Below are 12112 nucleotides of genomic sequence, written 5' to 3'. Positions count from 1 at the left end.
GCATGGGGCTCAGATCCAGCCCGCCTCACGCGCGACCCGCACCGCCTCGACCCGGGTACGCGCCCCGACCTTGCGGGCGATCCGACCGAGATGGTTGCGGACGGTGCCGCAGCTCAGCCCCAGCGACACCGCGACCTCCGCCACCGGCGCCCCCGCCGCGGTCAGCGACAACACCTGCGTCTCACGATCGGTCAACGGGCCATCCGAGTGCAGCGCCGCCACCACGAGATCCGCGTCGAGCACCGGCTCCCGCCGGGCGAGCCGACGAACCCCGTCGATGACCCGCTGCGGAGCGACATCACAGCGCAGGACACCCACCATCCGGGTCGCGCAGAACATCCCCCGCAGCCGCCCCGCCCGACGCGGGTGAGCCAGCACCAGGACCGGACACGAACCCAGACGACTCGCCTCGACGCCCTCGACGAAGTCCAGGTCGGCCACCACCACATCGGGCCGGTGGGCGCGCACGGCGGCGGGAACCGCAGCGACGCGGTCCACCCTGCCCACCACACGGATGTCGTCCTCGGCAGCCAGGACGAACGACAACGCACCCAGCACCAGGGTGCCGTCCAACGCGAGCAGCGTACGGATCACCTCGAATCCTTCCCCGCACCCGGTGACGATCACGCAACGTACGCATTCAAACACGCGAATCGCGCAACCGCACGTCGGGGGAGCGGGCCCGAACACACCCCGGACCCGCCCCCCGGGGACGCCTACAACCAGCCGTCCCGCCGCGCCCGCCACACCGCTTCCAACCGGTTACGGGCACCGGTCTTGCGCAGGATCGCCGACAGATGATTGCGCACAGTCCCATGCGCCAGGTGCAGCCGCACAGCGATCTCCTTCAGCGGAAGACCCTCGGCGGCCATCCGCAGCACATCCAACTCCCGAGGCGTCAACGGACTCTCCGTCGGCCACAGCACCGCCGCCGCCGCGACCGGATCGATCGCACGTTCCCCGTCGGCGAGCGTGCGGATCGCCCGCACCAACTCCTCCAGCGAGCCGTCCTTCCCGACCAGACCCCGAGCGCCGGCCGCCAGCGCCGCCTCCACAAGCGCCGGACTCCACCGGGGGCTCATCGCCAGCACGGCACTCGTCGGCGCCCCCGCCCGGACCGCGGCGACCACCTCCACCGGATCGGGGAGATCCGGCGACAGCGCGAGCACCACCACCTGCGGCCGGCACCGCCGGACCACCGTCAACAACTCGCCGACACCCTCGACGTCGGCGACCACCTCCATGTCCTCCTCACGCGACAGCGCGGCGCAGAGCGCCCCGCGCAACAACCCCATGTCCTCGGCGATGACAACGTGGATCACCACGTCTCTCCGATCTCAGGTACGCGCCGGACGGCCACCCCGGATCACCCACAGGGCCCAGCAGACCGTCCACGCGTGACAGACGGGCAGGCGTCGGCCCAGGCACCGTCTCGTGAACGGGCCCGGGCACCGGTCGACCCAGCGGCGGAACCTACCCAACACAGGGCAGCCGCCGCAGGCCGACCGGCCGCCTCAGCCGGGTCGGGCGATCACCGACGGGGATCGGGTCCCGAGGACGAAAAGCCCGAGATCGTAGGTCTGCGCGGCGGCGGCGACCACCTGCCGGACGACCGGCCACACCAGCCCGGGCGCGGGCGTCGACCCCTCGTCGACACCGGCCGCGTCCTGGTCGGCGGGTGCGACGGGCAGCCCCGGAAGACCAACCGGGGTGGCCGTCGGACCTGGCCGTGCGACGTGATGCCCCGTAGCAGACGTGATGCGCGGCCCCTGGACGGCAGACGCCGGCCACGGCGCAGCCACCGCCGGCAGCACCTCGACGGGGCGTACCGGAACCACCGCCGGATCGACCGGTGGGGCCGGGGAGGGCCCGCTCGTCGCGTCGGTCACCGGGACAGGGCCGAGCCCGGGCCCCGGCGGCGCGGGCAGCCGCGCTGTCACCGGAACGATCACCGCGTCGAAAACCGGCCACAGGACGACACCGGTGATGCGACCGAGGGCGACGACGACAGGCCGGATCGGCACCCGCTCCACGACGTCCACGACCTGCGCGACCACGGCGCTGACCAGGCCTGTCGTGGACGACAGGACGGGCCGGAGCACCGGCGGCGCGGCTAGGTGCGGGTGTGCCCGGGTCGAGGGATCCGCCGCGATTACCTCTGCCACGATCGGTGCCGGGGGAGTCACGAGCCGTTGCGACGGGCCGGCGTCGTGAGGCGGACGACTACCGACCCGGACCGTCGACTCCGAGCGAGCTCCAGGTCGGACCGCTTTTCGCTCGACCGGACGATGCGTCACGGACGCGCCGACGCGGGGGAGCGCGACCGGTTTGGCCCAGCCTCGGCCCGACCCCCCGGGCGACGTCGGTGGCGTCGCTGGGGCGACCCGGACAGCCCCAGTCCGCGAGGTGGGGGGCACATTCCGGTGGCTGTCGTCGGCTCTCGCGTCCCGCTGGCGGTGCCGGTCGATGCCTTCTCCAACAGTGAGCCGGACGACGCGCTCGATCACACCGGTCCGTTGATGATGGCCGCCGCCGACCCCGTCGTCCGCGGCGGCCGGCCCCTGGAACAGAACGGCCACCACGAAGCCGGCGCCGACGGCGGCCAGGATCAGCAGCATCCGCCGGGCGAGCCGGCGCATCCGGTCGGCCGCGAAGGGAACGGATCGGGTCGGCGCAGTGCCATCGACGGGACTTCGCACGCGGGCACGACCCCCTCCGCTCGAGTTCGCTGACTCATCGTAGCGATGTGGACACCTCAACGCATCCGGTGGCGTGTCGCGTACCGTCCGTCCATCAGGTGGGCGGGCACTCTCGCACCTCCGCGAGGCGAAGTCCTGATTCGATAATGCACATTATGTAAAGTAAGCCGATGTGAGGCACCCCCGGCAGGGGTGGACGCGACTCATCGGCCGCGCGTGCGTGACACGTGGCTCTCGATTAGCGCGACCCGTTGCGCCACCGTGCCGACCGGCACGTGGACCAGGTGGTGCCCGTGCGCCTCGTACACCTGCTCGTGCACGCGGGCGAAGGCCAGCGACTCGGCGTAGCTGATCCGGCGCGCGGCCGTGTGGTGGATGAAGCCGAGTGGGCCGACCAGGAACACCGTTCGTTCGTATGTCCGCTGCCGCGTGATGCGGTCCACCTCGGCGGTGAGCGCCGCCCCGATCGGCCTGCCCTGGTAGTGCGCCAACGCCAGTGTGCACAGCGGCGAACGGTCGTACAGGTGTACCGGTGCGGCAGGCGCGGCGACCTGGCGGCGAGCCTGCAGGGCGGTGACCGCGTCGATGAAGTCGGGTTCGTCCCACGGCTCGGCGCAGCCCCGTGCTTGACGTTCGGCGATGACGTCGGTGGCGGCCTCCCGGACAGTGACGTGCCCCCTGCGGCCCAGTGCCTCCAGCAGGGTCGTCTTGCCGGCGCCCGGTGCTCCGGTCAGCACAAACCGTCGTGGTTCGGGCACGGCTTCTCCTCTCTCCCCTGCTTCCCGCGAACGCGAAAATGCTGCATAATATCCCTTATGCATGACAAAAAGGACGAATCGCTCGGGGTGCTGATCGAGGAGTTCCTGACCGCCCGCGCGACCCGCAAGCCCTCCCCCCACACCCTGGCTGCCTACCGGCGGGACCTGTACGCGGTGGCCACCCTCGTGGCCGACGATGACGCCACTCCCCTCCCCCTGGACGCCGTGTCGATCACCGACCTCTCCCCCCGCGTCATGCGGGCGGCCTTCGCCCGGTTCGCCGCGCCCCGGGCACCCGCGTCGGTGCACCGGGCCTGGTCCACCTGGAACAGCTTCTTCACGTTCCTGGTCGCCGACGGGCTGGTGGCGGGCAACCCGATGCCTGCGGTCGGGCGTCCCCGGGCGCTCCTCCCCCAGCCGAAGCCGCTGCGCGGCGCGGACACCCCCGAGGTGCTGCTCGCGTCGGTCGCCCGGGACGACGGCCGGCAGCGTGACCCGTGGCCGGAACGGGACGTGGCGGTGCTGGCGGTGGCGCTGTGCGCGGGGTTGCGCCTGTCGGAGCTGCTGGCGTTGCGGGTGGGCTCGCTGGCGGGCCGGCCCGGCGAGCGGCGGATCGAGGTGGTCGGCAAGGGTGGGCGGCCACGTGTGGTGCCGATCGAGGCGGACCTGGACCGGGTGCTGCGGGACTACCTGGACAGTCGGGTGCGCCGCTTCGGTTCGCGGTCGGTGCGGCCGGACTCGGCGTTGCTCGTGGACCGGCGCGGTGAGTCGCTGCGCCGTGGTGGGCTCCAGTATCTGGTGGAGTCCTGCTACCGGCGGGCGGGCATCGGTGACCGGGTGCCTCGGGGGGCGCGGTTGCACGCGTTGCGGCACACGTTCGCGACGCGGTTGGCGGAGGACGGGGCGAGCGCGGCGGAGATCATGCGGTTGTTGGGGCACGCGTCGTTGGCGTCGTCGCAGACGTACATCGAGGTGACGGCCGGGCAGCAGCGTGACGCGGTGCGGGCCAACCGGACCAACCGTGCGTTGGCGGCTCTGGTCGCGGCGGACCAGGAGTGAACGGGGTTCAGTGTGCGCGGTGGCCGGTGCCGTCGGCGGTGACGGGAAGGGGGCCGAGGACGGCGTTGATGATGTGGATGCGGGCGTTGGTGGCCTGGTAGTTGGCGCAGACCGTGTTGGCGCGGTCGGCGAGGCGGGTGGTGGGTCCGGTACGGGTGACGGTGATGGTGGTGCCGTCGAGGGTGGTGGTCGAGCCGGCGGTGGTGAGGTCGTCGATCGGGTGGGCTCCGGTGCTGAGGTGGGCCTTGAGCAGGGTGCGGAGCTGGTCGGGGTGGTGGGTCATGAGGTCGTCCCAGTTGTCCTCGGAGAACGTGGCGGCGAAGGCGTCGTCGGTGGGTGCGAGGACGGTGACGGGGGTGCCGGCGGGGAGGTCGGTGAGGACGCCGCTGGTGCGCAGTGCCGCTTCGAACGTGGTGAGGGTGGGGATCCAGCGCAGTGCCGCCTCGACGGGTTGGCTGGCGAGGAAGGTCGGGTTGCCGGGGTCGGTGCCGGTGGGCAGGGCGGCGCAGAGGGGTCCGGTGACCTGGGGTGTGGTGGCTGACGCGTCGGGCGTGCGGGGGGTGCCGGTGCAGGCGGTGAGCAGCAGTGTCGACGCGAGCAGGGCGAGGGTCCGTAGTCGGGGGTGTCGCGCTGCGGTGGCGGGTTGCGGCACGCGGCCTCCACGAGATGGGGGGTGGGCCGGCGGCGCGGGCGTGTGGCCCGCGCCGCCGGTGGTGTCAGGAGGTCACAGTGCCGCGCACTGGGTGGTGCGGGGGCCGTGCACGGTGTTGGCGATGCCGAGGTTCGTCGGGGTGGGGTTGTTGCCGGTGCAGGTGAGGGGGCCGCGGATGGTGGAGCCGGCCAGCAGCGGGATGTCGGTGCCTGTGGTGTTGCCGGTGAGGCTCACCGGGCCGGCGATGGTGACGTCGATGAGGGAGACCGCGTCGGTGGTGTTGGCGATGTGGACGGGGCCGTTGACGGTGCTGTCGGCGAGTAGGACGCCGGCGGCGGCGTTGGCGGTGACCGGGCCGCTGATGGTGGTGCCGGTCGTGACGAGTGCCGCGCCGGCGCGGACGGTGACGGGGCCGTTGATTGTGGCGTCGGCGGCGCAGGTGAAGCCGGTGACGGCGAGTGGTCCGTTGCGTCGGCCGGTGAGGGTCGGGTAGACGCGTTCGCCGTCGCTCAGCTTCTCCACGCCCATCGGGTCGAGCAGCAGCGGGATGAGGCCGCGTTCGGGCTGGTTGAGGGGGACGTAGTAGCCGTCCGTGGTCGTGATGACCTTCCAGCCGTGGGCGGCGATGCGCTGGGCGACGGTGGTGCCGACGCCTCCGGGTCCGTCGGTGCGGGGGCCGTTGTACTGGGCTTCGGTGAGCTTGTAGGCGCACGGCGCGTTGTCGAGGATCAGGTTGGCCGGGGGCGCGTCCAGGGGCGGCGGGCTGTCGCCCGGGTGGGGTGCGGGGTGGGCGGGGATGGGTCGGGAGCCGCGGAAGACGAGGCGGCCGGTGTTGGCGGCCTGGATCTCGATGGCTTCGGCGCGGGAGGTGAGGATGTCGGCGCGGTCGGCGCGGTGGTAGTCGAGGAACTGCTGGAAGGTCCAGAGGGCGGAGTAGGTCTTGCGGCGCCGGTTGTTGGCGGTGTTGCCCTCGTCGGGTCGGGTCTGGCCGCCGGAGCTGCGCAGTTCCAGCAGGGAGTTGGTGACGTTCTTGAGGCCGAGGGTGTTGCGCAGGATGGTTTCCTCGCTGAGGCCGATGTTGCCGCCGCCTTCGCAGCCGTAGGGGCAGGGCCACCAGCCGGCTTCGGCGCCCTTGGCGTACATGTGGCCTTCGATCATGTCCTGGGACTGGTCGAAGATGGGTTGGGCGACGTTCTGGTGCCGGGGCGGCAGCATGGGCAGGTCGCCGGCGCGGGAGTTGCCGAACTCGTGGCCGTCGTAGCCGGCGACGGGTCGGTAGTCGCGGACCATTTTGATGTACGCGGCGGTCTCGGGTTGGCGGATCAGGGAGTAGTCGCGGTTGAGGTCCTGGCCTGTGGAGTTGCCGCGGGTGTTGTTGGCGCGGCCGTCTCCGTTGATGGTGGGGACGATCAGGACTGTGGTGTGGCTGAGCAGGTCGGTGATGCGGGGGTCGGTGCTGAAGGCGAGTTGGCGGGCCATGATGAGGCAGGCTTCGCGGTCGCCGGGTTCGTTGCCGTGCACGTTGCAGTTGATGGCCACGGGTGCGGTGGCGGCGACGGCCTCGGGGGTGGTGGCCGGGGTGGGGTGTCCGATGACCAGCATGTTGATGGGTCGGTTCTGGACGGTGCGGCCGAGTTCGACGACGCGTACGCGGTCGCTGAGGGCGTCGATGGCGGCGGTGTAGGCGTACTCGTCGGTGTCGCTCGTGTATTGCGCGGCGTGGGTGGTCTCCCACTGGGTGCGCAGCTGTTGGCCGGGGGTGTCGGGGTTGCCCCAGGGTGCGGTGGTGGTGCCGGTGACGGGGTCGGAGTAGGGCTGTTCGGTGGTGCCGGTGCGGGCGCGTACGCGCCACTGGAAGCTGTCGCCGGGGTTGAAGCCGGCGTCGGCGAAGGTGGGTGCGTTCTGGTTGATCTGGCGGTTGGGTCGCCAGATGCCGACGATTGTCGGCTCGCCGGTGGGGGTGTTGGTGGCGTCGACGGCTGTGCGTTCGATCTGGTAGTCGGTGGCGTCGGGTACGGGTTGCCAGGCGAGGGTGGCGTAGCCGTCGGCCTGGTGGACGGTGAGGTTGGTGACCTGGTTCGGTGCTGCGGCGCTCTGGGCGCTGGCGGGGGTTGGTGCGGCGGTGAGGGTGACGGTGAGGAGTGTGGACACGGCGAGCAGGGTGGTTCGCTGGCGTCTCATGTGGCCTCCGACGGGGTCGATCGTGGGGCGTGTCGACCAGCATGATCGTCGGAGTTCGTCGATGCAATGATCTTGAGGGAATCTTGCGGCTTGGCGCGGGAGGCGGCGGTCAGCCGAGGTCGACCAGCAGGGGTCGGTGGTCGGAGATGGTCGACAGCGGCGCGGTGACGGCCCGTACGGGTGGGAGCTGCGTGAGGGCGTGCCGGTCGGCCAGGACGTGGTCGAGTTGGACGCGGGGTTGCCCGGCGGGGTAGGTGGGGCGGCGACCCAGGGGGTGCCAGCCGGAGATGAGTCGGGCCGGGCCGGCGGGCAGGTTGAGGTCGCCGAGCAGGACGCGGGGTGCGGGGAGCGCGCGCAGGGCGCGGATGGTCTGGCGGAGTTGGCGGGCGTTCCAGCCGGGGACGAACGACAGGTGCGTCGCGGCGACGGTCAGCGGGCCGTGGGGGGTGTCCAGGACGGCGGCGAGGACGACGCGGGGTTCGTCGTGCAGGAGGACGAGGCCGCCACGGGGGCCGGGGACGTAGACCGGGGAGCGTACGGGCGCCGGTTTGAGTCGGGTGACCTGCCAGCTGCGCACCGGGTAGCGGCTGATCAGGCCGATGCCGTAGCAGGGTTCGCCGTGGCCGTCGTCGTCGTGGCGCAGGGGGCGGAACTGTTCGCCGGGGGTGCCGACGACTGCGGCGGCGAAGCGGTGGTGGGGCGCGTCGAGTGCTGCAGCGGCGATGGTGGTGAGGTCGAGTTTGCCGCTGCGGTGCTGGTCGCGGTCGACCTCCTGAAGGGCGAGCACGTCGGCGTCGAGGGCGCCGATGGCGGCGGCGAGGCGGTCGGAGTTGACGAGCCCGTCGGTGAGGGATCGTCCGTGCAGCATGTTGAAGGTGGCCAGGCGCACTCCTGCACCCTACGTCCCCGTGGCAGGGTTGCCGGGTGGTCAAGGTGCTGCTGTGTTCCGTGCTGGTGTTCGTGGCGGTTGGCGCGTTGGGGGTGTGGTTGCGGCGTACGCGGGGGCGCTGAGGGGTGAGGCTTGCCACTGCCGGGCTGCTCGGGCGGGTCGGGTGGGCAGAATTGCCGCCCGTGGACGCCGTTTCGCTTAGTACTCTGCTGGCCGCCGCCGCGATGGCGGGTTGGGTCGATGCCGTGGTCGGCGGTGGTGGTCTGCTGCTGTTGCCGGCGTTGCTGGTGGCCGCGCCGGGGTTGCCGGTGGCCACGGCGTTGGGCACGAACAAGTTGGCGGCGATCTTCGGCACGTCGACGGCGGCGGTGACGTACGCGCGGCGTACGAAGGTCGACTGGCGGGTGGCCGGACCGGCGGCGGGGTTGGCGGTCCTGAGCGCGGGGGTGGGTGCGGCGCTGGCCGGGGCGGTGCCGGCGTCGGCGTACCGGCCGGTGGTGCTTGTGGTCCTGGTGGCGGTGGCGGTGTTCGTGCTGCTGCGTCCCCGGCTGGGTGTGGTGGCGGTGCCGGCGAAGCGGACTCCGGTGCGGGTGGCGGCGGTGGTCGCGGTGGCCGGGGTGGGTATCGCCCTGTACGACGGGCTGATCGGCCCGGGCACCGGCACGTTCCTGGTGTTGGCGTTCACCGCGCTTGTGGGTGCGGACTTCGTGCACGGTTCGGCGATGGCGAAGGTCGTCAACGCGGGCACGAACCTGGGTGCGCTCGTGGTGTTCGGGGTGACCGGGCACGTGTGGTGGTTGCTGGGCGCGGGCATGGCGGTGTGCAACATCGCGGGCGCGGTGCTGGGGGCGCGGATGGCGTTGCGGCGCGGGTCGGGGTTCGTGCGGGTGGTGCTGCTGGTGGTGGTCGTGGCGTTGGTGGCGAAGCTCGGCCACGACCAGTGGGTGGCCCGCTGATGGCGGTGCGCGCCGAGCACGACCGGGCGGTTCTGGCGGGGTTGCTGGGGCGTGATCCGGTGCTGCACGCCTACCAGTTGGGTGACCTGGACGATTTCTTCTGGCCGTACACCTCGTGGTTTCGTCGGGGTGAGCAGGTCGCGTTGCTGTACCACGGGGTGGATCCGCCGACGCTGCTGGCGTTCGCCGCGCCGGCGGACACGACGGCGTTGGGGGCGTTGCTGGCCGACCTCGCGCCGGTGCTGCCGGCCCGGTTGTACGCGCACCTCTCCCCCGGGCTGTCCGACGTCCTGGGCGGGCCGTTCCGGTTGGAGTCCAGTGGCCGGCACCACCGGATGGCGTTGACCGATCCGGCCCGGTTGTCGGCGGTGCGTCCGCAGGGTGTGGTGCTCGGGGCGGCGGACCTGCCGGGGCTGCGGCGCCTGTACGCGCGGGCGTACCCCGGGAACTGGTTCGACGAGCGGATGCTGGAGACCGGGCAGTACGTGGGGGTCCGCGAGGGCGGTGAGCTGGTCGCGGTGGCCGGGGTGCACGTGTTCTCGCCGGCGTACCGGGTGGCGGCTCTGGGCAACGTCACGACGCACCCGCGCTGGCGGGGTCGGGGTCTGGGCGCGGGGGTGGTGGCGGCGTTGTGCGCGCGTCTGCGCGAGAGCGTCACGCACGTGACGTTGAACGTGAAGGCGGACAACGCGGCGGCGGTGCGGCTGTACGAGCGGGTGGGGTTCACCCGGTTCGCCGACTACGACGAGTGGACGTTGACGGCGCGGTAGCGGGTCAGCGGCGGCGGCTGGGTGAGTCGAAGCGGCCGGCGCGGATCTCGCGCAGGGCCCTGCGGCGGGTGTCGCCGCGCAGCGTGTCGACGTAGAGGGTGCCGCGCAGGTGGTCGGTCTCGTGTTGCAGGGCGCGGGCGAGGAAGCCGCTGCCGCTGATGGTGAGTGGTTCGCCGTTCTGGTCGACGCCGTGGGCGGTGGCGTGCAGGGCGCGGGTGGTCGGGAAGTACAGCCCGGGGATGGACAGGCAGCCCTCCTCGTCGTCCTGGAGGTCGTCGGACAGCTCCAGGGTGGGGTTGATGAGGTGGCCGCGGTGCCCGTCGGCGTCGTAGACGAACACCTGGGCGCTGACGCCGATCTGCGGTGCGGCGACGCCGGCGCGGCCGGGCTCGCCGAGCAGGGTGTCCATCAGGTCGGTGACCAGGGCGCGCAGCTCGGCGTCGAAGGTGGTGACCGGCTCGCATTCGGTGCGCAGGACGGGGTCGCCGATGATCCGGATGGGCCGCATGGTCATGGGGGTCAGCGTATCGCCGGGGGCGCCGGGGTCAGCGTCCGGCCAGGGTGGCGCGGACGGGGGCGGTTTTCGCGGCGGCCTCGGCGACCTCGGCGTGCGCGTCGCTGTCCCAGGTGATGCCGCCGCCCGCCCAGGTGTGCAGTCTCTCGCCGTCGGCGGCGGCGGTGCGGATGGTCAGGCCGAGGTCGACGTGGTCGGGGGCGACCCAGCCGAGCGCGCCCATGCTGGCGCCGCGGCCGACGGGTTCGAGGGCGGCGATCTGGCGCAGTGCGGCGAGTTTCGGCGCTCCGGTAACGGATCCGCCGGGGCAGGTGGCGCGCAGCAGGTCGGCCAGGCCGAGGCCGTCGGCGACGGCGGCGCGGACCGTCGATTCGGCCTGCCACAGGTCGCACCACCGGCGTACGGCGAACAGGTCGTCGACGGTGACGGTGCCGGTGCGGGCGATGCGGGCCAGGTCGTTGCGTTCCAGGTCGACGATCATGATGTGTTCGGCGCGTTCCTTGGCGCTGTCGAGCAGTTCGGCGCGGCCGGCGGCGGTTGCGGGGCGGGTGCCCTTGATGGGTCGGGTGGTCAGGGTGCCGTCGCGGACCTCGATGAGGGTTTCCGGGGAGGCGCAGCCGATGGCCCAGTCGTCGCCGGTGAGCGCGCCGCCGTAGCGGGCGCCGGGCAGCGCGCCGAGGCGGCGCAGGGCGGGCAGCGGGTCGCCGGTGTAGCGGGCGGCGGCGTGCCCGACGAGGTTGGTCTGGTAGACGTCGCCACGGCCGATGGCGGCGCGGACGGCGTCGACGGCGGCGGCGTGCTGCCCGGGGGTCCAGCTCTCGGTCCACGGGCCGAGCCACCAGGGCGTCGCCACGGGGGCCGGGGTCCTGCGGGTGGGGCCGTGGTGGTAGACGACGACGGCGAGGTCGGGCAGGGTCGGCGCGGGTTCGGGCGTCGTGGTGGGTGCGCCGGCCAGGTGCGCCCCGGCGGCGGCGGAGAGGTACAGGGCGGCACCGCAGACGCGTACGCCGTGCGGCGCGGGTCGGGCCAGGTCGTGCAGGTCCAGGCCGTGCGCGGCGAGGAACTCCTCGGCGAGTGCGGCGGGGTCACCGCCGTCGGCGCGGCGCCAGTGCAGGCGCGCCGACTCGACGAGCGAGTCGCGGCAACCGGCTGGTGCCGCGGGGACATCGACCAGCACCTGTGGGAGCGTTTCCACGCCGTATGGTCCGACCTTCCTCATCCGTTCAGTGGATTTCCCGTACGCCAACCCGACACCTGCTCGATGCTGGACACTTTCGCTTGGTACTGTGCGTCACTGGTCATGTGAACCATGACACAGTGCCCCCACAGTCCGGAGAACCCGATGTGCCAGCACCAACCGACCTGCCCCTCCGCCGCAGCGACCGACCGCGAAGCCGCCCGCGTCCTCGCCTGCTTTCCTGAACAGGGCTGGAGCCTGCTCTGCAACGGTGTCATCGTCTTCGAGGACACAGGTGAGCTTCTGCCCGACGGCAGCAGCATCGCCCCGCACCGCGGTCCCGCCCGTCACGCCCTCGTGGCCTGATCCACCACTGAGCGTCACCGTCTAGCCGCCGTCGACAGGGCTCGTCCAGGTCGCAGCGGCTGCCGGGGCGGCCCATTCCGCCCGCCCCGGC

At 72.4% G+C, this 12112-nt stretch carries 14 protein-coding genes; 5 read left to right on the top strand and 9 right to left on the bottom strand.

Going from position 1 to position 12112, the window contains the following annotated elements; translation table 11 throughout:
* Positions 1–9 precede the first annotated feature (9 nt).
* The 3 genes from AB0N27_RS08200 to AB0N27_RS08190 all read right to left on the bottom strand — a co-directional run bounded on the left by AB0N27_RS08200 (position 10) and on the right by AB0N27_RS08190 (position 2102).
* Positions 10–594: a response regulator transcription factor gene (locus AB0N27_RS08200; protein ID WP_364364989.1), complete on the bottom strand. Its 585-nt coding sequence runs from the start codon at positions 592–594 to the stop codon at positions 10–12.
* 122 nt (positions 595–716) lie between these two features.
* Complete coding sequence (locus tag AB0N27_RS08195; RefSeq protein WP_364364987.1) at positions 717–1322, bottom strand: response regulator transcription factor; 606 nt, start codon at positions 1320–1322, stop codon at positions 717–719.
* Between the two features lie 192 nt (positions 1323–1514).
* The gene (locus AB0N27_RS08190) at positions 1515–2102 is read right to left on the bottom strand and encodes a hypothetical protein (protein WP_364364984.1); all 588 of its coding nucleotides are present in this window, start codon (positions 2100–2102) and stop codon (positions 1515–1517) included.
* Between the two features lie 321 nt (positions 2103–2423).
* Between AB0N27_RS08190 and AB0N27_RS08185 the strand changes: the two genes are divergently transcribed.
* Complete coding sequence (locus AB0N27_RS08185; RefSeq protein ID WP_364364982.1) at positions 2424–2732, top strand: hypothetical protein; 309 nt, start codon at positions 2424–2426, stop codon at positions 2730–2732.
* Between the two features lie 170 nt (positions 2733–2902).
* On the opposite strand, the gene AB0N27_RS08180 is transcribed toward AB0N27_RS08185, so the two are convergent.
* Positions 2903–3457, bottom strand: a complete 555-nt coding sequence (locus tag AB0N27_RS08180) for an AAA family ATPase (RefSeq protein WP_364364979.1) — start codon at positions 3455–3457, stop codon at positions 2903–2905.
* Positions 3458–3514: 57 nt separating this feature from the next.
* Here AB0N27_RS08180 and AB0N27_RS08175 point away from each other — a divergent pair, with 57 nt between their 5' ends.
* Positions 3515–4516, top strand: coding sequence for a tyrosine-type recombinase/integrase (locus AB0N27_RS08175; protein WP_364364976.1), 1002 nt, complete (start codon positions 3515–3517; stop codon positions 4514–4516).
* A gap of 7 nt (positions 4517–4523) precedes the next feature.
* Here the strand turns inward: AB0N27_RS08175 and AB0N27_RS08170 are convergent, their stop codons facing one another.
* The 3 genes from AB0N27_RS08170 to AB0N27_RS08160 form a co-directional block, all read right to left on the bottom strand.
* On the bottom strand, positions 4524–5168 hold the full coding sequence (locus tag AB0N27_RS08170; protein ID WP_364364973.1) for a fasciclin domain-containing protein: 645 nt from the start codon (positions 5166–5168) through the stop codon (positions 4524–4526).
* Between the two features lie 72 nt (positions 5169–5240).
* Positions 5241–7349: a M14 family zinc carboxypeptidase gene (locus AB0N27_RS08165; RefSeq protein ID WP_364364970.1), complete on the bottom strand. Its 2109-nt coding sequence runs from the start codon at positions 7347–7349 to the stop codon at positions 5241–5243.
* Between the two features lie 109 nt (positions 7350–7458).
* Positions 7459–8238, bottom strand: a complete 780-nt coding sequence (locus AB0N27_RS08160) for an endonuclease/exonuclease/phosphatase family protein (RefSeq protein WP_364364967.1) — start codon at positions 8236–8238, stop codon at positions 7459–7461.
* A gap of 182 nt (positions 8239–8420) precedes the next feature.
* On the opposite strand from AB0N27_RS08160, the gene AB0N27_RS08155 reads away from it, so the two are divergent.
* Complete coding sequence (locus tag AB0N27_RS08155) at positions 8421–9194, top strand: TSUP family transporter (protein WP_364364965.1); 774 nt, start codon at positions 8421–8423, stop codon at positions 9192–9194.
* On the top strand, positions 9194–9964 hold the full coding sequence (locus AB0N27_RS08150) for a GNAT family N-acetyltransferase (protein WP_364364962.1): 771 nt from the start codon (positions 9194–9196) through the stop codon (positions 9962–9964). Before AB0N27_RS08155 ends, AB0N27_RS08150 begins: the two co-directional genes overlap by 1 nt.
* 4 nt (positions 9965–9968) lie before the next feature.
* Here AB0N27_RS08150 and def read toward each other — a convergent pair whose 3' ends face one another.
* Complete coding sequence (gene def / locus AB0N27_RS08145) at positions 9969–10478, bottom strand: peptide deformylase (protein ID WP_364364959.1); 510 nt, start codon at positions 10476–10478, stop codon at positions 9969–9971.
* A gap of 31 nt (positions 10479–10509) precedes the next feature.
* Positions 10510–11724, bottom strand: coding sequence for a chorismate-binding protein (locus tag AB0N27_RS08140; RefSeq protein WP_364364956.1), 1215 nt, complete (start codon positions 11722–11724; stop codon positions 10510–10512).
* Positions 11725–11820: 96 nt separating this feature from the next.
* On the opposite strand from AB0N27_RS08140, the gene AB0N27_RS08135 reads away from it, so the two are divergent.
* Positions 11821–12021, top strand: coding sequence for a DUF5999 family protein (locus AB0N27_RS08135; protein ID WP_139582101.1), 201 nt, complete (start codon positions 11821–11823; stop codon positions 12019–12021).
* Positions 12022–12112 lie beyond the last annotated feature (91 nt).

This window comes from Micromonospora sp. NPDC093244, assembly GCF_040683695.1.
Classification (GTDB): domain Bacteria; phylum Actinomycetota; class Actinomycetes; order Mycobacteriales; family Micromonosporaceae; genus Micromonospora.
The sequence above is the reverse complement of the archived record's forward strand: the minus strand, read 5'-3'. Positions and strand labels throughout refer to the sequence as shown.

What these genes read in the sequence shown, in the direction of transcription:
- AB0N27_RS08135 (WP_139582101.1), top strand. Translation starts at nt 11,821, where the DNA reads ATGTGCCAGCACCAACCGACCTGCCCCTCCGCCGCAGCGACCGACCGC.
- AB0N27_RS08150 (WP_364364962.1), top strand. Translation starts at nt 9,194, where the DNA reads ATGGCGGTGCGCGCCGAGCACGACCGGGCGGTTCTGGCGGGGTTGCTG.
- def (WP_364364959.1), bottom strand. Translation starts at nt 10,478, where the DNA reads ATGACCATGCGGCCCATCCGGATCATCGGCGACCCCGTCCTGCGCACC.
- AB0N27_RS08165 (WP_364364970.1), bottom strand. Translation starts at nt 7,349, where the DNA reads ATGAGACGCCAGCGAACCACCCTGCTCGCCGTGTCCACACTCCTCACC.
- AB0N27_RS08175 (WP_364364976.1), top strand. Translation starts at nt 3,515, where the DNA reads ATGCATGACAAAAAGGACGAATCGCTCGGGGTGCTGATCGAGGAGTTC.